This window comes from Streptomyces sp. NPDC088354 (assembly GCF_044753585.1).
Lineage (GTDB): Bacteria > Actinomycetota > Actinomycetes > Streptomycetales > Streptomycetaceae > Actinacidiphila.
In genome coordinates this window covers 142556-160555 of the sequence record NZ_JBIVNJ010000005.1, presented here as the reverse complement: position 1 = coordinate 160555, position 18000 = coordinate 142556, and the positions used below count along the sequence as shown (strand labels likewise).

General features: G+C 71.8%; 20 protein-coding genes. 7 read left to right on the top strand and 13 right to left on the bottom strand.

The genetic code is table 11. From position 1 onward, the window contains the following. Positions 1-4: 4 nt before the first annotated feature. The 7 genes from kdpB to ACIP98_RS10785 all read right to left on the bottom strand — a co-directional run bounded on the left by kdpB (position 5) and on the right by ACIP98_RS10785 (position 6087). Positions 5-2149 carry a potassium-transporting ATPase subunit KdpB gene (gene kdpB / locus ACIP98_RS10815; protein WP_319659091.1) on the bottom strand — a complete coding sequence of 715 codons (2145 nt, stop codon included), beginning with the start codon at positions 2147-2149 and terminating at the stop codon, positions 5-7. Next, positions 2146-3807: a potassium-transporting ATPase subunit KdpA gene (kdpA, locus tag ACIP98_RS10810; protein WP_319659092.1), complete on the bottom strand. Its 1662-nt coding sequence runs from the start codon at positions 3805-3807 to the stop codon at positions 2146-2148. Before kdpA ends, kdpB begins: the two co-directional genes overlap by 4 nt. 9 nt (positions 3808-3816) lie before the next feature. Further along, positions 3817-3906: a K(+)-transporting ATPase subunit F gene (gene kdpF, locus ACIP98_RS10805; protein ID WP_073491767.1), complete on the bottom strand. Its 90-nt coding sequence runs from the start codon at positions 3904-3906 to the stop codon at positions 3817-3819. Then, positions 3903-4121 (bottom strand): hypothetical protein, encoded by a 219-nt coding sequence (locus ACIP98_RS10800; protein ID WP_319659093.1) that lies wholly within the window; start codon positions 4119-4121, stop codon positions 3903-3905. Before ACIP98_RS10800 ends, kdpF begins: the two co-directional genes overlap by 4 nt. A 73-nt stretch (positions 4122-4194) precedes the next feature. Next, complete coding sequence (locus ACIP98_RS10795) at positions 4195-4962, bottom strand: DUF3710 domain-containing protein (RefSeq protein WP_319659094.1); 768 nt, start codon at positions 4960-4962, stop codon at positions 4195-4197. 1 nt (position 4963) lies between these two features. After that, entirely contained in the window at positions 4964-5488 is a 525-nt protein-coding gene (gene dut, locus ACIP98_RS10790) for a dUTP diphosphatase (RefSeq protein ID WP_319659095.1), read from the bottom strand. Further along, complete coding sequence (locus ACIP98_RS10785) at positions 5485-6087, bottom strand: PaaI family thioesterase (RefSeq protein ID WP_319659096.1); 603 nt, start codon at positions 6085-6087, stop codon at positions 5485-5487. The genes dut and ACIP98_RS10785 overlap by 4 nt, the downstream gene beginning before the upstream one ends. 96 nt (positions 6088-6183) lie before the next feature. Between ACIP98_RS10785 and ACIP98_RS10780 the strand changes: the two genes are divergently transcribed. Both ACIP98_RS10780 and ACIP98_RS10775 read left to right on the top strand, forming a co-directional pair. Next, entirely contained in the window at positions 6184-7068 is an 885-nt protein-coding gene (locus tag ACIP98_RS10780; protein ID WP_401975002.1) for an SDR family oxidoreductase, read from the top strand. Positions 7069-7094: 26 nt separating this feature from the next. Next, positions 7095-7547: a DUF3093 domain-containing protein gene (locus ACIP98_RS10775; protein WP_319659098.1), complete on the top strand. Its 453-nt coding sequence runs from the start codon at positions 7095-7097 to the stop codon at positions 7545-7547. A 19-nt stretch (positions 7548-7566) separates the two neighbouring features. Here the strand turns inward: ACIP98_RS10775 and ACIP98_RS10770 are convergent, their stop codons facing one another. The 3 genes from ACIP98_RS10770 to ACIP98_RS10760 all read right to left on the bottom strand — a co-directional run bounded on the left by ACIP98_RS10770 (position 7567) and on the right by ACIP98_RS10760 (position 10185). After that, the gene (locus ACIP98_RS10770; protein ID WP_319659099.1) at positions 7567-8349 is read right to left on the bottom strand and encodes a hypothetical protein; all 783 of its coding nucleotides are present in this window, start codon (positions 8347-8349) and stop codon (positions 7567-7569) included. Positions 8350-8364: 15 nt separating this feature from the next. Beyond that, positions 8365-8664 carry a DUF4193 domain-containing protein gene (locus ACIP98_RS10765; RefSeq protein ID WP_319659100.1) on the bottom strand — a complete coding sequence of 100 codons (300 nt, stop codon included), beginning with the start codon at positions 8662-8664 and terminating at the stop codon, positions 8365-8367. Between the two features lie 408 nt (positions 8665-9072). Further along, positions 9073-10185 carry a HAMP domain-containing sensor histidine kinase gene (locus ACIP98_RS10760; RefSeq protein ID WP_319659101.1) on the bottom strand — a complete coding sequence of 371 codons (1113 nt, stop codon included), beginning with the start codon at positions 10183-10185 and terminating at the stop codon, positions 9073-9075. A gap of 34 nt (positions 10186-10219) precedes the next feature. Between ACIP98_RS10760 and ACIP98_RS10755 the strand changes: the two genes are divergently transcribed. Then, positions 10220-10393, top strand: coding sequence for a hypothetical protein (locus ACIP98_RS10755; protein WP_319659102.1), 174 nt, complete (start codon positions 10220-10222; stop codon positions 10391-10393). On the opposite strand, the gene ACIP98_RS10750 is transcribed toward ACIP98_RS10755, so the two are convergent. Then, complete coding sequence (locus tag ACIP98_RS10750; RefSeq protein ID WP_319659103.1) at positions 10381-11034, bottom strand: response regulator transcription factor; 654 nt, start codon at positions 11032-11034, stop codon at positions 10381-10383. The genes ACIP98_RS10755 and ACIP98_RS10750 overlap by 13 nt on opposite strands. Positions 11035-11515: 481 nt before the next feature. On the opposite strand from ACIP98_RS10750, the gene ACIP98_RS10745 reads away from it, so the two are divergent. After that, on the top strand, positions 11516-11689 hold the full coding sequence (locus tag ACIP98_RS10745) for a hypothetical protein (protein ID WP_319659104.1): 174 nt from the start codon (positions 11516-11518) through the stop codon (positions 11687-11689). Positions 11690-11768: 79 nt separating this feature from the next. Here ACIP98_RS10745 and ACIP98_RS10740 read toward each other — a convergent pair whose 3' ends face one another. Both ACIP98_RS10740 and ACIP98_RS10735 read right to left on the bottom strand, forming a co-directional pair. Next, on the bottom strand, positions 11769-12596 hold the full coding sequence (locus ACIP98_RS10740) for an inositol monophosphatase family protein (RefSeq protein WP_319659105.1): 828 nt from the start codon (positions 12594-12596) through the stop codon (positions 11769-11771). A gap of 7 nt (positions 12597-12603) precedes the next feature. Further along, positions 12604-13737, bottom strand: a complete 1134-nt coding sequence (locus tag ACIP98_RS10735) for a ferrochelatase (protein ID WP_401974996.1) — start codon at positions 13735-13737, stop codon at positions 12604-12606. Positions 13738-13938: 201 nt separating this feature from the next. Here ACIP98_RS10735 and ACIP98_RS10730 point away from each other — a divergent pair, with 201 nt between their 5' ends. The 3 genes from ACIP98_RS10730 (at position 13939) to sepH (ending at position 17883) form a co-directional block, all read left to right on the top strand. After that, positions 13939-15186 (top strand): MFS transporter, encoded by a 1248-nt coding sequence (locus ACIP98_RS10730; protein WP_319659107.1) that lies wholly within the window; start codon positions 13939-13941, stop codon positions 15184-15186. Then, positions 15143-16465: a D-arabinono-1,4-lactone oxidase gene (locus ACIP98_RS10725; RefSeq protein ID WP_319659108.1), complete on the top strand. Its 1323-nt coding sequence runs from the start codon at positions 15143-15145 to the stop codon at positions 16463-16465. The genes ACIP98_RS10730 and ACIP98_RS10725 overlap by 44 nt, the downstream gene beginning before the upstream one ends. A 341-nt stretch (positions 16466-16806) precedes the next feature. Further along, entirely contained in the window at positions 16807-17883 is a 1077-nt protein-coding gene (sepH, locus tag ACIP98_RS10720; protein WP_319659109.1) for a septation protein SepH, read from the top strand. Positions 17884-18000: the final 117 nt, after the last annotated feature.

Genomic DNA, 18000 nt, shown 5'->3' with positions numbered 1-18000 from the left:
GCCGTCAGCCGATCCCGGGGATCAGGGAGATGAGCAGGTCGATGATCTTGATGCCGATGAACGGGGCGACCAGGCCGCCGAGGCCGTAGATCCCGATGTTGCGGCGGAGCATCCGGTCGGCGCTGCTCGGCCGGTACCGCACACCGCGCAGGGCGAGGGGCACCAGCGCGATGATGATCAGCGCGTTGAAGACGACCGCGGACAGGATCGCGGACTCCGGCGAGGACAGCCGCATGATGTTGAGCTTGTCCAGGCCCGGGTGGACGACCGCGAACATCGCGGGGATGATCGCGAAGTACTTCGCCACGTCGTTGGCGATGGAGAAGGTCGTCAGCGCGCCACGGGTGATCAGCAACTGCTTGCCGATCTCCACGATCTCGATCAGCTTGGTCGGGTTGGAGTCCAGGTCCACCATGTTCCCGGCCTCCTTGGCGGCCGAAGTACCGGTGTTCATCGCCACGCCGACATCGGCCTGCGCCAGCGCCGGGGCGTCGTTGGTGCCGTCACCGGTCATCGCGACGAGTTTGCCGCCCGCCTGCTCCCGCTTGATCAGCGCCATCTTGTCCTCGGGCGTCGCCTCCGCGAGGAAGTCGTCCACACCCGCCTCCTGCGCGATCGCCCGCGCGGTCAGCGGGTTGTCACCCGTGATCATCACCGTGCGGATACCCATCCGCCGCAGCTCGTCGAACCGCTCCCGCATGCCCTCCTTGACGACGTCCTTCAGATGGATGACACCCAGGACCCGGGCCCGGTCACGGTCCTTCACCGCGACCAGCAGCGGGGTGCCGCCGGCGGCGGAGATGGAGTCCACGACCCGCTGGGCGTCGGCCGCGACGTCGCCGCCGTTCTGCGCGACCCACGCGGTCACCGCGGACGCGGCGCCCTTGCGGACCTTCCGGTCCTCCAGGTCGACGCCGGACATGCGGGTCTGGGCGGTGAAGGCCACGAACTCGGCGCGACCGAGCTCGCCCTCGCTCCGGGCCCGCAGGCCGTACCTCTCCTTCGCCAGGACGACCACGGAGCGGCCCTCGGGCGTCTCGTCGGCCAGCGACGACAGCTGCGCCGCGTCCGCCAGTTCGGCCTCGCCCCCGCCCGGCACGGGGACGAGCTCCGAGGCCTGGCGGTTGCCGAGGGTGATGGTGCCGGTCTTGTCCAGCAGCAGGGTGGAGACGTCACCGGCGGCCTCGACGGCACGGCCGGACATGGCCAGCACATTGCGCTGCACCAGCCGGTCCATGCCCGCGATGCCGATCGCCGACAGCAGGGCGCCGATGGTCGTCGGGATGAGACAGACCAGCAGCGCGACCAGGACGATCATCGACTGCTCGGCGCCCGCGTAGATCGCGAACGGCTGCAGGGTCACGACCGCCAGCAGGAAGACGATGGTCAGCGAGGCCAGCAGGATGTTGAGCGCGATCTCGTTGGGCGTCTTCTGCCGTGAGGCGCCCTCGACCAGCGCGATCATCCGGTCGATGAAGGTCTCGCCCGGCTTGGTGGTGATCCGGACCTCGATGCGGTCCGAGAGCACCTTGGTGCCGCCCGTGACGGCCGAGCGGTCGCCGCCGGACTCCCGGATGACCGGGGCCGACTCACCGGTGATCGCCGACTCGTCCACCGACGCAACGCCCTCGACGACGTCACCGTCACCCGGGATGACGTCACCGGCCTCGCACACCACCAGGTCGCCGACGCGCAATTCGGCGCCCGGGACGTGCTCCTCCTTGCCGTCGACCAGACGGCGGGCGACGGTGTCGGTCTTGGCCTTGCGCAGGGTGTCGGCCTGGGCCTTGCCGCGGCCCTCGGCGACCGCCTCCGCCAGGTTGGCGAAGGTCACGGTCAGCCACAGCCAGACGGTGATCGCCCAGCCGAACCAGGCGGCGGGGGACAGCGCCGCCAGCACGGTGGTGAGCACCGAGCCGACCAGGACGACGAACATGACGGGGGACTTGACCATCACCCGGGGATCGAGCTTGCGCAGCGCGTCCGGCAGGGACTTCAGCAGCTGCGCCGGGTCGAACAGACCGCCCGAGACGCGCCCGCCCTGACCCGTGTCGGGGGCGTGCGGCGCCGTCCCTCCCTTGGACGCGCGCGCGGACGATTCCGTGGACTTGGATTCCCCCGCGGGGTCGGTACGGTCCGGGCGGCTCATGACAGCCCCTCCGCCAGCGGGCCGAGGGCCAGCGCCGGGAAGTAGGTCAGACCCGTCACGATCAGGATCGCGCCGACGAGCAGGCCCGCGAAGAGCGGCTTCTCGGTGCGCAGGGTGCCGACGGTGGCCGGGACCGGCTTCTGCTGGGCGAGCGAACCCGCCAGGGCCAGGACGAAGATCATCGGCACGAACCGGCCGAGGACCATCGCGAGGCCGAGCGTGGTGTTGTACCACTGCGTGTCGGCGCTCAGCCCCGCGAAGGCGGAGCCGTTGTTGTTGCCGGCCGAGGTGTAGGCGTACAGCACCTCCGAGAAACCGTGCGGGCCGCTGTTCAGCATGGAGTGCGGCGGGGTCGGCAGCGCCATGGCCAGGGCCGTGAAGCAGAGCACGATCGCCGGGGTGACCAGGATGTAGAGCGCGGCGAGCTTGATCTGGCGCGTGCCGACCTTCTTGCCCAGGAACTCCGGGGTGCGGCCGACCATCAGACCCGCGAGGAACACCGCGATGATCGCCATGATCAGGATGCCGTACAGGCCGGAACCGGTGCCGCCGGGAGCGATCTCGCCGAGCATCATCGACAGCAGGGCGATGCCGCCGCCGAGCCCGGTGAAGGAGGAGAGGGCGGAGTCCACCGCGCCGGTCGAGGTCAGTGTCGTGCTGACCGCGAAGAGCGACGAGGCCCCGACGCCGAAACGCTGTTCCTTGCCCTCCAGCGCGGCGCCCGCGATCTGGTTCGCCGATCCGGGGTGGGCGAACTCCACCCAGCTCATCAGGGCGACGAAGCCCACCCAGATGACCCCCATGGCGGCGAGGATCGCGTAGCCCTGCTTCACACTGCCGACCATCGTGCCGAAGGTCCTGGTGAGGGAGAACGGGATCACCAGGATCAGGAAGATCTCGAAGAGGTTGGTGAACGCGTCGGGGTTCTCGAAGGGGTGGGCCGAGTTGACGTTGTAGAAGCCGCCGCCGTTCGTGCCCAGCTCCTTGATGGCCTCCTGGGACGCCACCGGTCCGCCGGTCAGGGTCTGCCGGCCACCCGCGAGCGTGGTGACGTCGTGCCAGCCGGCGAAGTTCTGCACCGCGCCGAAGGCCATCAGGACGATCGCGGCGACGAAGGCGATCGGCAGCAGGACGCGGATGGTTCCGCGGACCATGTCGGCCCAGAAGTTGCCGAGATCTCCGGTGCGGGACCGGGCGAAACCGCGGACCAGCGCCACGGCCACCGCCATGCCGACCGCCGCCGAGACGAAGTTCTGCACCGCCAGGCCGCCGGCCTGGGCGGCGTGCCCCATGGTGTTCTCGCCCATGTACGACTGCCAGTTCGTGTTGGTCACGAACGAGGTCGCGGTGTTGAACGCCTGGTCGGGGGTGATCGCGGCGAACCCCAGGGAGAGCGGCAGGTGGTTCTGGACCCGCAGGAACAGGTAGAGGAACAGCACGCCCACGAAGGAGAAGGCCAGGACCGCTCGCAGATAGGACGGCCAGCGCATCTCGGCGTCGGGGTCGGCCCCGAAGCAGCGGTACAGGACGCGCTCGACCCGCAAGTGCCTGCGGGAGCTGTAGACGGCGGCCATGTAGTCGCCGAAGGGCCGGTACACCAGGGCCAGCGCCGCCACGAGGGCGGCGACCTGGAGCACCTGCGCGAGGACGGGGCTCATGTCCGCGCCTCAGAACCTCTCGGGGAAGACGAGGGCGAGGACGAGATAGCCCAGCAGAGCGACGGCCACGACGAGGCCGACGATGTTCTCGGCACTCACAGCTTCGTCACCGCCTTGGCGATGAAGGCCACCAGCGCGAAGACCGCGACCGTGGTGGCCACGAAGACCAGATCGGCCATCGTGCGCTCCCGGATCAGGAAAGAACGGACAATGACCAGGACAGCAAACATCCCGTCAACAGGCCGCCCGAGCGCGTCCGCGTCGTACTGACGGGCGCCCGGGCCCGCCGTGGTGATCTCTTGGGAGGAACCCATTCGACCTGCGAAAACGCCGATGGGCCGACCCCGCGGAAGCGGGTCGGCCCATCGGACGGGCGGTACGGCGGCGCTAGTGCACCTCGGTGATCTCCGGTCCGCGGCGCATCGGGTCGATGCCGTCGGAGAAGCGCCCGCCGTCCTGGTCCTGGGCGATGCCCTCGGGGACCATCTGGGCGTCGTTCGGCAGCTTCAGCACGATCGGGTCGCGCGGCGCCATCGGGGTCTCGCCGCGCAGGACCACGGTGTCGCGGAAGATCTGCTCCAGCAGGCCCGCGGTCTCCGGCTGCACGGCACCCTGGCCGGAGATGACGCCGCGCAGGAACCAGCGCGGTCCGTCGCAGCCGACGAAGCGCACCACCTGCACGCCGTTGTTCCCGTTGGGCAACTGGACCGGCACCTGGGCGCGCAGCTCCCAGCCGAGCGGACCCTCGACCTCGTCGACGATGCCGCCCTGCTTGGTGATCCCTGACGCGATCTCGTCACGGACCTCGCCCCAGATGCCCTCGGACTTCGGCGCCGCGAAGCCCTGCAGCTGGATGGCGCTGTCCCGCAGCACCACGGTGGCGGCGACGATGGACTCGCCGGCCACCTCGACCCGCAGCTCCATGCCCTGGACGCCGGGCACGAACAGACCACCGAGGTCCACCCGGCCCTCGCCGGGCGTGCCGACCTCGCTCACGTCCCACGGACCGTCCGGCCTCGGGGCGGGCGGAAGGTTGTACCGACGGGACTCCATGGAGTCGTCCGACTCCTCGGCGTCTTCGGCCAGCTCGTCAGGGCTCTCGGCCTCGAGCTCGTCGAGGGCGTCTTCGCGCTCCTTGCGACGACGACGGAACACGTCACTGTCCTTCCCGGTCAGCGATGACCGATGCGTATCCATGGCCGGACGGACCGACCGGAGGGCCGTCCACCGCGGCATGACCCCCCGTGGAGCCGAAGCCCCCCGTCGCCCGCGCCGAATCGGGCAGTTCCGCCACCTCGTGGAAGCGGACCCGCTCGACCTGCTGGACGACCAATTGCGCGATCCGGTCCCCCGGGGCGAACCGCACACTCTCGCGCGGGTCCAGGTTGACCACGATCACCTTGATCTCCCCACGGTACCCGGCATCAACCGTTCCTGGGGCATTCACGAGCGCCACTCCGCACCTCGCGGCGAGCCCGGAGCGCGGATGCACGAAGGCCGCGTACCCCTCCGGCAGGGCGATGGAGACGCCTGTCGGCAGCACCGCCCGCTCACCGGGGGCCAGCTCCGCCGCCCGGGTGGTGACCAGGTCCGCTCCGGCGTCGCCAGGGTGCCCGTACGAGGGAATCGGGACGTCCGCGTCGAGCCGGCGGATCAGCACGTCCACCGGCGGGCGGGTCACGGGTTCACCTCGAAGGCGCGGGCGGCCTTGACCTGGTCGGGGTCCTCGATGACGGCCTGGATCTCCTGCGCGCGGCCGTGGTCGGTGAAGTGCTCCAGTTTGACCTCGATGAAGAGCGCGTCCGCGCGGACCGCGACCGGGCCGTCGGGGCCGCCGATCCGGCCGGTGGCGGTGCAGTAGATCTTGCGCCCGGCGACCGCCGTGCAGCGCGCGTCCAGGTGGAGGGTGGAGCCGACGGGGACCGGCCGGACGTACTCGGTCTCCAGGCGCCCGGTGACCGCGATAGTGCGCAGCAGCCAGTTGAGGGAGCCGAGCGTCTCGTCCAGCGCGGTCGCCAGCACACCGCCGTGCGCGAGGCCGGGAGCGCCCTGGTGGGCCGGTTGTACGGTGAACTCGGCGGTGACGCCGACGCCCTCTGCGGCCCGTGCCTCCAGGTGCAGGCCGTGGGGCTGTGCCCCGCCGCAGCCGAAGCAGTGCTCGTAGTGCGCGCCGAGTGGTTCGCCGGGCGCGGGCGCGCCGGGGTGCCGCACCGGCGGCGAGGCGTCCTTCGGCGGTGTCAGGCCCGGGCGGGCCGGGACGTCGGGTGTGGCTCCGTTCACGCGGGAGACCCTACCCTCCTGCGGGATCCTTTCCCGCCGCCCGCCCGTTCTCCTTCCGGCCACGCGGCACGTGTCCCCCATCCCTTGGAGCACCCCATGACCCCCAGGTCCGTCGTCGTCACCGGAGCCGGATGCGGGATCGGGCTGGCGATCACCCTCGAACTGGCCCACGCCGGCTACGACGTCATCGGCACGGTGCGCACCGAGGAGAAGGCCGAGGCCCTGCGCGCGGCGGCGGCCAGGACCGGCGCCTCGGTGCGCACCGTACTGCTCGACGTCGCGGACGCCACGTCGTCCGTACGGGCGTTCACGGAGATCGCCACGATGACCGACGGGGGTCCCTGGGCGGTGGTCAACAACGCGGGCATCGCGCAGCCCGGTGCGATCGAGGACGTCGACGACGAACAGGTGCGCCAGCAGCTGGAGATCAATCTGGTGGCACCGGCGCGCATCGCCCGGCTCGTGCTGCCGACCATGCGCGCCCGGCGCGCGGGGCGCATCGTCAACATCTCCTCGATCTCCGGCCGGGTCTCGATGCCGCTGCTCGGCTGGTACTGCGCGAGCAAGCAGGGCCTGGAGGCGATCACGGACGCGCTGCGCATGGAGGCGGCGCCGTTCGGGGTGAAGGTGGTGCTGGTCGAGCCCGGGGCCTTCGGCACCGACATCTGGGAGCGCGGAGCCACCCGGCTGCCCCAGGGCACGGCCTCGCCGTACCGCGACCGGTACGAGGCCGCGGACGACCTGCTCAAGCGCGAGCTGCCGGGACCGCGCCCGGTGGCCCGTGCGGTCCTCAGGGCGCTGTCGGCGCCCCGGCCGCTCCCCCGGTACCTGGTGGGCAACGACGCCCGCTCCTCGGCCGTCCTGGACGCCGCGCTGCCCACCGCGGCCACCGACTGGGCCAAGCAGGTCGCCATCGGCCTGCGCACCGCGCCGCGCGCCGCGCAGGCCCTGTCGCGTCTGCGGTCCCGTGGCGGGCGCTGACAGGGCGGCATGACAAGCTGGGTCCCATGACCGGCATGACCTATGAGGAGCGGCTGACCGCGCCGCGTTCCTGGTGGCTGCTCGCCTTCGGCGCGGGTGTGTCACTGGCGCTGATCCTGCTGCCCTTCGGGGCGCTGCCGCTGCTGGGCGGCCTCGTCGGGGGCACGGCCGCCGGAGCGGTCGCGGTGAGCTCGTACGGCTCGGCGCGGCTGCGGGTGGTGGCCGGGTCGCTGGTCGCCGGCGACGCACGGATCCCGGTGGGGGCGCTCGGCGAGGCGACCGTGCTGGACCACCAGGAGGCGCTGGCCTGGCGCTCGTACAAGGCCGATCCGCGCGCGTTCATGCTGCTGCGGTCGTACGTGCCGACCGCGCTGAAGGTCGAGGTCACCGACCCCGCGGATCCGACCCCCTACCTGTACCTCTCCACGCGGGCCCCCGAGCGGCTGGCCGCCGCGCTGCGGGACGTGCGGACCGCCTGAGGCGCCCGCACCGGCGGCCTCAGTCGTCCGTCTCCGCGGACTTCGCCGGCAGTTCCCCGGGCCCGCCGGGTCCCAGGGCGGGCGGCGGCTCCTCGACGGAGAGCAGCCCCCAGGGCACCTGCCGCTCGCGCAGGTCCTTGCGGATCTGTTCCGCGAGCTTCCTGGTGTCGCGCCGGTTCATCACGGCGCCGACGGCCGCGCCGACCATGAACGGGGTCAGCGTCGGCAGATTGCGCATGGTGCGCTTCATGAGCTGCTGGCGCAGCTCGCGCTTCATCCGGCCGCCGAGCGCCACGTTCAGCGTGGACGGCTTGGAGAAGTCGATGCCGCGTCGCTCGGTCCACTCGGCGATGTACATCACCGCGCGCTGCCGCAGCGTGCCCGGGGCGCGCAGCCCGTAGACCTCGTGCAGCTCGGCGATGAGCTTGTACTCGATCAGGGCGACGCCGATCGTCTCGCTCGCCAGCTCGGCGGGCATGGCGGGCGGGGTGGGCAGCATCGCGGCGGCGCCGATGCCGGCGCCGACCGTCGCGGTGCCCAGGGTGGCGGCGCTCACGAGCTTGTCCGCCAGCTCCTCGGGCCCCAGCCCGGGGAACTGCCGGCGGAGCGCCTCCAGGTCCCGTACGGGTATCCGCGGGGCCGTCTCGAGAAAACCCTCGGCGAGGGTCGACAGTGCCGCCCTGGCGCGGGCACGCCCGCGGGCGGCACGGCTCGGAGGTCCGGGAAGGCCGTCGTCGACCGCCGGTTCCTCCGATGCGCCCGCGAGCGAGGCCGCGCGGCCTCGCTCGTCGTCGCTGTCCACGATCCCGGTGTCCCGTCAGGCCGCGCAGTCGCGGCAGATCGGGTTGCCGTTCTTCTCCGAGGCCAGCTGGCTGCGGTGGTGCACCAGGAAGCAGCTCATGCAGGTGAACTCGTCGGCCTGCCGGGGCAGGACCCGGACCGAGAGCTCCTCGTTGGAAAGGTCGGCGCCGGGCAGTTCGAGGGACTCGGCCTGGTCGAACTCGTCGACGTCCACCGTGGACGTGGACTTGTCGTTCCGGCGAGCCTTCAGTTCCTCGATGCTGTCCTCGTTGACATCGTCGTCGGTCTTGCGTGGTGTGTCGTAATCAGTAGCCATGTATCGCTCTCCCCCTCTGGGTGTCTGCGGTGTCTCCAGCGCACGTAACGCATGGGAGGCCGGTCTTGTGCCCGGCCCGAAGCGGAGATTTTGCCTTACATCAAGTGCCGTTACTCAATCGACACCCAACCGCACCCCCGAAGAGGTGATCGGATCCACTGCCGGTCATGACCGGAAAGGGCCGGGTTGTCGCACCTTGCTCACGCCTCCACGTGTACTTCCCGTGATCATGACCTGCGGAAACATGGATTTTTCCGCTCTTTTCCCGGACCGGCGAACACGGAGCGTACCCGCGGCCGGAATCGTATGTGTAATCGCTCACAGCATGCCGCCGCGGGGATCAGACCGCAAAATTCAGCGCAAAGCGAACACGGTCCCGGGGGTGTCGCGGAACGGCTCCCGGGTGCCTCAGACGGGGATCGCAACCCGCATGACCAGGCCACCTCCCTCGCGGGGCACCGCGGAGATGGTGCCGCCGTGGGCCCGCGCCACCGATCGCGCGATCGACAGCCCGAGTCCCACGCCCTTGTCGCTCCCGGTCCGCTCGGTGCGCAGCCGCCGGAACGGCTCGAAGAGGTTGTCGATCTCGTAGGCGGGAACCACCGGGCCGGTGTTGGTGACCGTCAGGACCGCGAGACCCGGTTCCAGACCCGTGGTGGCCTCGACCCAGCCGTTCTCGGGGACGTTGTAGCGGACGGCGTTCTGGACGAGGTTGAGCGCGATCCGCTCCAGCAGCACGCCGTTGCCCTGGACCACCGCCTCGTGCAGTTCGCTGCGGAGCGCCACACCCTTGGCGTCGGCCTCGCTGCGGGTCTGCTCCAGGGCTTGGGAGGCCGCCTCGGCCACGTCCACGGGCTTGCGGTCCACGATCTCGTTGTCGCTGCGGGCGAGCAGCAGCAGGCCCTCCACGAGCTGCTCGCTGCGGGTGTTGGTGGCCAGCAGGGTCTTCCCCAGCTGCTGGACCTCCGGGCCGGCCGCGGTGTCGGACAGCTGGACCTCCAGCAGGGTCCGGTTGATCGCCAGCGGGGTCCGCAGCTCATGGGAGGCGTTGGAGACGAAACGGCGCTGCGCGTCGAAGGACCGCTCCAGCCGCTCCAGCATCTCGTCGAAGGTGTCCGCGAGCTCCTTGAGCTCGTCGTCCGGCCCGTCCAGGTGGATACGGCGCTTGAGGTCGGAGGAGACCACGGCCTGCGCGGTGCGGGTGATCCTGCCCAGCGGGTACAGCACACGGCCCGCCAGCAGGTAGCCGAAGGCGAAGGCCAGCACGGCGAGACCCACCAGCGCGAACAGCGACCGCCGCAGCAGGCTGTCGAGCGCGACCTCGCGCCGGTCCTGCATACAGGCGTTGATGGCGTCGGTGAACTCGTCGGTCGTCCCCGAGCTCGGCAGCTGGCAGCTGGGCGTCGTGGTGGCCACGTGGCCGCTCAGCAGCCGGAAGGGCAGCTCGTTGCCGTCGTGCAGTGCCTGTGCGGCCAGCAGGTAGATGATCCACAGCAGGACGACGCCGGCGATCAGGAACATGCCGCCGTAGAGCAGGGTGAGCCGTATCCGGATCGTGGGACGGAACAGCGGACCGCGGCCGGCCGGCGACGCCGGCTCCCAGGTGGGCTTCGGCGGGATGCGCGGCGGGGTCGTCGGCGAGGACGACGACGAAGAGGAGGACGAGGACGACGAGGAGGACGCCGGCGAGGAGGAAGAGGAAGTGGCCACGGCGCATCAGATCCGGTAGCCGGAGCCGGGCACCGTGACGATCACGGCGGGCTCGCCGAGCTTGCGGCGCAACGTCATGACCGTGACCCGCACCACATTGGTGAAGGGGTCGGTGTTCTCGTCCCAGGCCTTCTCCAGCAGCTGCTCCGCGGACACCACGGACCCCTCGCTGCGCAGCAGTACCTCCAGCACCGCGAACTCCTTGGGCGCCAGATGCACCTGCCGGCCCTCGCGGACGACCTCGCGGCGGTTGGGGTCGAGGCGGATGCCCGCGCGTTCCAGCACCGGCGGCAGGGGGGCGGTCGTCCGCCGGCCGAGCGCCCGCACGCGGGCGATCAGCTCGGTGAAGGCGAAGGGCTTGGGCAGGTAGTCGTCGGCGCCGAGCTCCAGGCCCTCGACGCGGTCGCTCACGTCGCCGGCGGCGGTGAGCATCAGGACCCGGGTGGGCAGGCCGAGCTCGACGACCTTGCGGCAGACGTCGTCACCGTGGACCACGGGCAGGTCCCGGTCGAGGACGACGACGTCGTAGTCGTTCACCCCGATCCGCTCCAGAGCGGCCCCGCCGTCATAGACGACGTCCACGGCCATGGCCTCGCGGCGCAGTCCCGTGGCCACCGCATCGGCGAGCAGCTGTTCGTCCTCGACGACCAGTACGCGCAAGGCGCCCTTCCTTCCGTGAACACTTCTCAACGGCCTGTGCGCAGGCCGAATGCGTCTCCATCCTGCACCTGAAGGCCGTAAACCGGCGGTAAGAGCGCGTTCCCGGGCCGCGCGCGACGGCCCCCGCGGCCGTGCCCCGGCCGCCCTCCGGCCGCCCTCCGACCCCGAGCCGCCCGGCACCGCACGTGACACGGGCCACACCGTGCGTGGCGGGGAGCGGCGTCCGTACCGGTCGTGGGCCGCGCGTGGCGCGGACGGGAACTCGGCGCGGAATTCTTCGGGTTGCGGAGGTTTCCGCTCCGGCGGGCCTGGGGAGGACGACTGCACACCCCCGATCGCGCCCCTTGGGCGTTCGCAGTGGACTTGTGGCGGCAGCCGTCGCGCGATCCGCGGGGACCTCGGAACAACCTGCCCGCAGCCGCATCGACCCGTACCCACCCACACCCTGTGTCACCTATCGACGACGAGGGGGCGCCACCTGATGGACGCATTCACCACTGGCATCCTGCAGCGCATACACAGCACTGAGTCGGACCTGCTCGCCGCCCGGGAGGCGGGGGACGAGTTCCTGGCCGAGGTCGAGGAGGCCGAACTGGCCGATCTGCGCCGCCTCGCCGCCGACCACGGCGTACAGGTGCTGCCCAAGATCGCCTGAGGGCAACCGGAACCGGCGCCGCGCCCCGGCCACCGCACAGGTGCCGGGGCGTTCGCGTGCCCGGGTCCGGGGCCGCCGGTCAGTCGTGCCAGGCGCCCAGTTCCTCCAGGAGTGCCTGCAACGGCTCGAAGACCCCCGTCGGCGCCGCCACCGTCAGCTGCGGTGACGGCGGCTCCCCGGGGCGGCCGCCGGTGAGCGCGCCCGCCTCGCGGGCGAAGAGGTCGCCCGCGGCGTAGTCCCAGATGTTGAGCCCGCGCTCGTAGTAGGCGTCGAGCCGGCCGCAGCCCACGTCGCACAGGTCGATCGCGGCCGAACCGGCCCGGCGGATGTCCCGCACCTTCGGGATCAGCCGGCGGGCCACCTCGGCCTGTCCGGTGCGCACCTCGGTGGAGTACCCGAAGCCCGTGCCGACCAGCGCCTGCTCGAACGGCGGCGCGGGGCGCGGCCGGGCCCGGACGTCGCCCACCCAAGCGCCGCGGCCGAGGACGGCGCGGTAGCTCTCACGCCTCATGGGCGCCTCGACGACGCCGACGACGGTCTCGCCCTCGACCTGGGCGGCGATGCTCACCGCCCAGCCGGGCAGGCCGTAGAGGTAGTTAACCGTGCCGTCGAGCGGGTCGATCACCCAGCGGACACCGGTGGTGCCCGGCGCGCTGGCGCCCTCCTCGCCGAGCAGCCCGTCGTCCGGCCGGCGCTCGCCGATGAAGGAGGCGATGAGCTTCTCCGCGGCGAGGTCCATCTCGGTGACGACGTCGATCGGACTGCTCTTGGTCGCGGCCACCCCGAGGTCGGCCGGGCGGCCGTCGCGCAGCAGTTCCCCGGCCCTGCGGGCGGCCTCCAGGGCCACCGCCAGGAGTTCGTCCTTCAGCTGGTCGGTCACGGCGCTCCTTGTGCTGTGCGTCGGCATGTGTCGGTCACTCGGCGCCCGCCGCGGCGGGGCGCGGGCTGCGGGCCGGGCAGCAGCCGACCGGGCAGACGTCGTGGCTCGCGCCGAGCCGGCCCAGCGCGCAGCGTTCGGGCGTGAGGCCGCGCTCGGCCGCGGCCCGCTCCCGGACCAGCTCGCGGACGGCGGCGGCGAACCTCGGGTCGGCGCCGACCGTGGCCGAGCGGGCCACGGGCAGCCCGAGCTCGGCGGCCTTGGCGGTGGCCTCGGTGTCGAGGTCGTAGCGGACCTCCATGTGGTCCGAGACGAAGCCGATCGGCACCATGACCGCGGCCGGCGCCCCGGAGGCGTGCAGCTCCTCCAGGTGGTCGCAGATGTCGGGCTCCAGCCACGGGATGTGGGGGGCGCCGCTGCGGGACTGGTAGACGAGCTTCCAGGGACGGTCGGTGCCGGTGGCCTCCCGGACGGCGTCGGCGATCACCTGGGCGACGTCCAGGTGCTGGGCGACGTAGGCGCCGCCGGCCCCGTCCTTGGTGTGCACGTCGGCCGGGCCGGAGGTGTCGGCGGCGGCGAGGGGGATGGAGTGCGTGGTGAAGGCCAGGTGCGCACCGGCGCGCGCCTCTTCGGGCAGCTCGGCGAGCGCGGTCAGGACACCGTCGACCATGGGCTGCACGAAGCCGGGGTGGTTGAAGTAGTGGCGCAGCTTGTCCACCCGCGGCACCGGGCGGCCCTCGGCCTCCAGCGCGGCAAGGGAGTCGGCCAGGTTCTCGCGGTACTGGCGGCACCCGGAGTAGGAGGCGTACGCGCTGGTGGCCAGCACCAGGATGCGGCGGCGGCCGTCGTCGGCCATCTCGCGCAGGGTGTCGGTGAGGTAGGGCGCCCAGTTGCGGTTGCCCCAGTACACGGGAAGGTCGAGGCCGTGCTCTGCGAAGTCCTTGCGCAGCGCCTGCAGCAGTTCGCGGTTCTGCGCGTTGATGGGACTGACCCCGCCGAACAGGAAGTAGTGCTGCCCCACTTCCTTCAGGCGTTCGCGCGGGATGCCGCGCCCCCACGTGACGTTCTCCAGGAAGGGGACGACGTCGTCCGTCCCCTCGGGCCCTCCGAAGGACAGCAGGAGCAGTGCGTCGTAGGGAGCGGCAGTGGCGGCCTCGGTGTGATCGGACATGTCTCCGATCCTCCCACCGCCCGGTGACGGCCGTGGAACGGCGCGGGCCTCGGGGCGGGAGCGGTCGCAGGAGGCCGGCGGGCGGCGGGGCCGGAGGGCGGCGGGAAAAATCGCTTGCGCTCCATTTGTAAGCTGTGATGAGCAGCCACATTCCTTACCCGCACCCCCTCGTGGATCGGCGACGAAGCCGAGGAGCGCCCCTTGCCCAGTCCCTATCGCGCGATCTTCTCCACCCCCGGGACCAGGGGCTTCGCCGCTGCCGGCCTCATCGGCCGGATGCCGCTGTCCATGCTGGGCATCGGGATCGTGACGATGATGTCCCAGGTCACCGGCCGCTATCGGATCGCGGGCGCGCTCGCGGCCGTACTGGCGCTGTCGGGGGCGGCGCTCGGGCCGCAGGTCTCCCGGCTGGTGGACCGGTACGGCCAGCGCCGGGTGCTGCGCCCGGCGGCCGGAACCACGGTGCTCGCCGTCGCCGCGCTGCTGGTGTGCGTACGGACCGGGGCGCCGGACTGGACGCTGTTCGCCTGCGTCGCGGCCGCCGGGCTGACGCCGAGCCTGGGCGCCATGGTGCGGGCGCGGTGGGCGGCCATCCACCGGGGCTCGCCGACCCTGCTGCACACCGCGTACTCCTTCGAGTCCGTGGTCGACGAGATCTGCTTCATCGTGGGCCCGATCCTGTCCATCGGGCTGTGCACCGTGTGGTTCCCCGAGGCCGGTCCCCTGCTGGCGGCGGTCTTCCTCGCCGCCGGCACCTTCCTGCTCACCGCGCAGCGCTCCACCGAACCGCCGCCGCACCCGCGCGAGCAGCACACGCGGGGTTCGGCGCTCGCTTCGCCCGGGCTGCGGGTCCTGGTGCTCACCTTCGTGGCGACCGGGGCGATCTTCGGCGCGGTGGACGTCACCACCGTGGCGTTCGCCCAGGAACAGGGCCACAAGGCCGCCGCCAGCCTCGTCCTCGCCGTGTACGCGTCAGGATCCTGCCTCGCGGGAGTCCTTTTCGGCCTGATGAGACCGCGTGGCACGGCCTCCCGTCGCTTTTTGCTGGGCGTGGGGGCCATGGGCGTGAGTATGATCCCGCCACTACTGGTCGGGAACTTGCCGTTCCTGGCCGTGGCGCTGTTCGTCGCGGGCCTGTCCATCGCGCCGACGATGGTCACGACCATGGCGCTCGTCGAGCAGTTGGTACCGCGCGCGAAGCTGACCGAGGGTATGACGTGGACGAGCACGGGGCTCGCGGTCGGTGTGGCGCTCGGGGCCTCGCTCGCCGGGTGGGTGATCGACGCGGCGGGGGCCCGGGCGGCGTTCGCGGTGCCCGCCTCCGCCGCGGCACTCGCCGTGGTGGCGGCCTTCCTGGGGTACCGCCGGCTGGAGCCGGCGCCGGAGCTGGAGGGATCGCGTACGCATGGCTACGACGAACAGAACCGCCGGGAAGGCCACATGGCATAACTGGGCGGGCAACGTGCGGGCCGTCCCGGCACGGGAGGTGTCACCCGCCTCGCTGGAGGAGCTGGTCGCCGCCGTGCGGAAGGCGGCCGCGGACGGCCTGCCGGCCAAGGCCGTGGGCACCGGGCACTCCTTCACCTCCGCCGCGGCCACCGCCGGCGTCCTGATCCGCCCGGAGCGCATGAGTTCCATACGCTCCCTGGACCGCGCGGCCGGGACCGTGACCGTCGAGGCCGGCGTCCAGCTGAAGCACCTGAACGCGTTCCTCGCCGCCGAGGGTCTGTCGCTCACCAATATGGGCGACATCATGGAGCAGACCGCGGCCGGGGCGACCAGCACCGGCACCCACGGCACCGGCCGCGACTCGGCCTCCATCGCCGCCCAGATCACCGCGCTGGAACTGGTGACGGCCGACGGCTCGGTGCTCACGTGCTCCGCCGAGGAGAACGCCGACGTCTTCGCCGCCGCCCGGATCGGGCTCGGCGCCCTGGGCGTGGTCAGCTCCCTCACCTTCGCGGTGGAGCCGGTCTTCCTGCTCACCGCCCGCGAGGAACCGATGCGCTTCGACCGGGTGCTCGGGGAGTTCGACCAACTCGTCGAGGAGAACGAGCACTTCGAGTTCTACTGGTTCCCGCACACCGACGGCTGCAACACCAAGCGCAACAACCGCAGCCAGGGCCCCGCGGCGCCGGTGCCCCCGGTGCGCGGCTGGCTCGACGACGAGTTCCTTTCCAACGGCGTCTTCCGGGCCGCCTGCGCGCTCGGGCAGGCCGCGCCGTCGCTGATCCCCGGGATCGCGCAGGTCTCCAGCCGGGCCCTGTCCGCGCGCACCTACACCGACATCCCGTACAAGGTCTTCACCCACCCGCGCCGGGTGCGCTTCGTGGAGATGGAGTACGCCGTTCCACGGGCCGCGGCGGTGGAGGTCCTGCGGGAGCTGAAGTCGATGGTCGACTCCTCGGCCCTGCGGATCAGCTTCCCGGTGGAGGTGCGGGTCGCCCCGGCGGACGACATCGCGCTGTCGACGGCCTCGGGGCGCGACAGCGCCTACGTGGCGGTCCACATGTACCGGGGCAGCCGGTACCAGGAGTACTTCACGGCCGTCGAGGAAATAATGACGGCGCATCAGGGCCGGCCGCACTGGGGCAAGGTCCACACCCGGGACGCGGACTGGTTCGCCAAGGCGTATCCGCGTTTCGGCGAGTTCACCGCGCTGCGGGACCGGCTCGACCCGGACCGGCTGTTCCGCAACGACTACCTGCGGCGGGTGCTGGGCGAGTAGATCCCAAGCCTCCATTTGTGGAGATTGCGTAACGGTCCCCGGCCAACTCCCTTGACCCGCACAAAGTTCGACGGCGCGGCGCCCCACCGGCGTGGCCCAAATGGAGTACTGTGACAAATCCTGGCTCCGGGGGGAGACGGCGCACTTCATCCCGGGGTGCTGTCGAGCGACCCGGAGACACGTGGCGCCGAGTGACGCGTTTGGTCACTCAGCGTTGCAAATAGGTAACCGTGCCATAACGGCGCGTCACGGCACATGCCCGACACGCCGGGAAACTCAGCAAGGTTGTGGCAGGCTGCACCCGGGCAGGTCACACTCGTCCATCGGGAGCAGCGACGCACGTGACGTCGGCAGGCACCACCCGGGAGGTAACCGTGCCCGAATTGCGTGTCGTGGCCGTCAGCAACGACGGCACACGACTGGTGCTCAAGGCTGCCGACAGCACGGAGTACACACTCCCGATCGACGAACGCCTGCGTGCCGCCATTCGCAACGACCGGGCGCGGCTGGGCCAGATCGAGATCGAGGTCGAGAGCCATCTGCGCCCCCGCGACATCCAGGCGCGGATAAGAGCGGGCGCCACCGCCGAGGAGGTCGCGCAGCTCGCCGGCATCCCCGTCGAGCGGGTGCGGCGCTTCGAGGGCCCCGTGCTCGCGGAGCGCGCCTTCATGGCGGAGCGGGCGCGCAAGACCCCGGTACGGCGTCAGGGCGAGAGCACCGGACCGCAGCTCGGCGAGGCCGTCGCCGAACGGCTGCTGCTGCGGGGCGCCGAGAAGGACTCCGTCGTCTGGGACTCCTGGCGGCGCGACGACGGCACCTGGGAGGTGCTGCTCGTCTACCGCGTCGCCGGTGAGCCGCATTCGGCGAGCTGGACCTACGACCCGCCGCGGCGGCTGGTCCAGGCCGTCGACGACGAGGCGCGCGCGTTGATCGGCGAGGCCACCCAGGAGCCCGCGGAACCGAGCTACCCCTTCGTGCCGAGGATCGCGCGGCTGCCGCGCGACCGGGTCATGGAGCGGCCGGAACGCGCGAGCGGCGCGGAGGAGCGGGCCGAGGAGGAACGCGACTCCCTGACCAGCCTCCTGGAGGCCGTGCCGAGCTTCCGCGGCGACATGGTCGTCCCCTCGCAGCCCGCATCGCCCGCGGCACCGGAGGTTCCCGCGGCCGCGGCGGCGGGCACCGACGGTGCGGTCGACGACCCCGAGGCCGAGGAGTCCGTGCCGCCGGCGCCCGCCGCGAGCGCGGGATCCGCGTACGCGGACGTCCTCATGCCGCGGTCCGTTGGCGCCCACCGGGACCGGCTGGTCGGCTCCACCGACCGGCAGGCCGAGGCGGACGGGGTCCGGCCGGGACGGCGGGCGACGGTGCCGAGCTGGGACGAGATCGTCTTCGGCAGCCGCCGCAAGAAGCAGGACTGACACGGCGGCACCACCGTCGGGCGACGGGTCAGGGCACACCGCAGGGCGCGGCCCGTCGAAAGCCGCCCGGTTCTCCCGCCCGTCCGCCGGCCGGCACCGTCGCGGGGCCACGCGAGG

Bases quoted from the DNA above. Each gene is read 5' to 3' on its own strand.
- kdpB (WP_319659091.1), bottom strand. From the start codon at position 2,149: ATGAGCCGCCCGGACCGTACCGACCCCGCGGGGGAATCCAAGTCCACG.
- kdpA (WP_319659092.1), bottom strand. From the start codon at position 3,807: ATGAGCCCCGTCCTCGCGCAGGTGCTCCAGGTCGCCGCCCTCGTGGCG.
- ACIP98_RS10800 (WP_319659093.1), bottom strand. From the start codon at position 4,121: ATGGGTTCCTCCCAAGAGATCACCACGGCGGGCCCGGGCGCCCGTCAG.
- ACIP98_RS10780 (WP_401975002.1), top strand. From the start codon at position 6,184: ATGACCCCCAGGTCCGTCGTCGTCACCGGAGCCGGATGCGGGATCGGG.
- ACIP98_RS10775 (WP_319659098.1), top strand. From the start codon at position 7,095: ATGACCGGCATGACCTATGAGGAGCGGCTGACCGCGCCGCGTTCCTGG.
- ACIP98_RS10765 (WP_319659100.1), bottom strand. From the start codon at position 8,664: ATGGCTACTGATTACGACACACCACGCAAGACCGACGACGATGTCAAC.
- ACIP98_RS10760 (WP_319659101.1), bottom strand. From the start codon at position 10,185: ATGTTCCTGATCGCCGGCGTCGTCCTGCTGTGGATCATCTACCTGCTG.
- ACIP98_RS10745 (WP_319659104.1), top strand. From the start codon at position 11,516: ATGGACGCATTCACCACTGGCATCCTGCAGCGCATACACAGCACTGAG.
- ACIP98_RS10740 (WP_319659105.1), bottom strand. From the start codon at position 12,596: ATGCCGACGCACAGCACAAGGAGCGCCGTGACCGACCAGCTGAAGGAC.
- ACIP98_RS10735 (WP_401974996.1), bottom strand. From the start codon at position 13,737: ATGTCCGATCACACCGAGGCCGCCACTGCCGCTCCCTACGACGCACTG.
- ACIP98_RS10725 (WP_319659108.1), top strand. From the start codon at position 15,143: ATGGCTACGACGAACAGAACCGCCGGGAAGGCCACATGGCATAACTGG.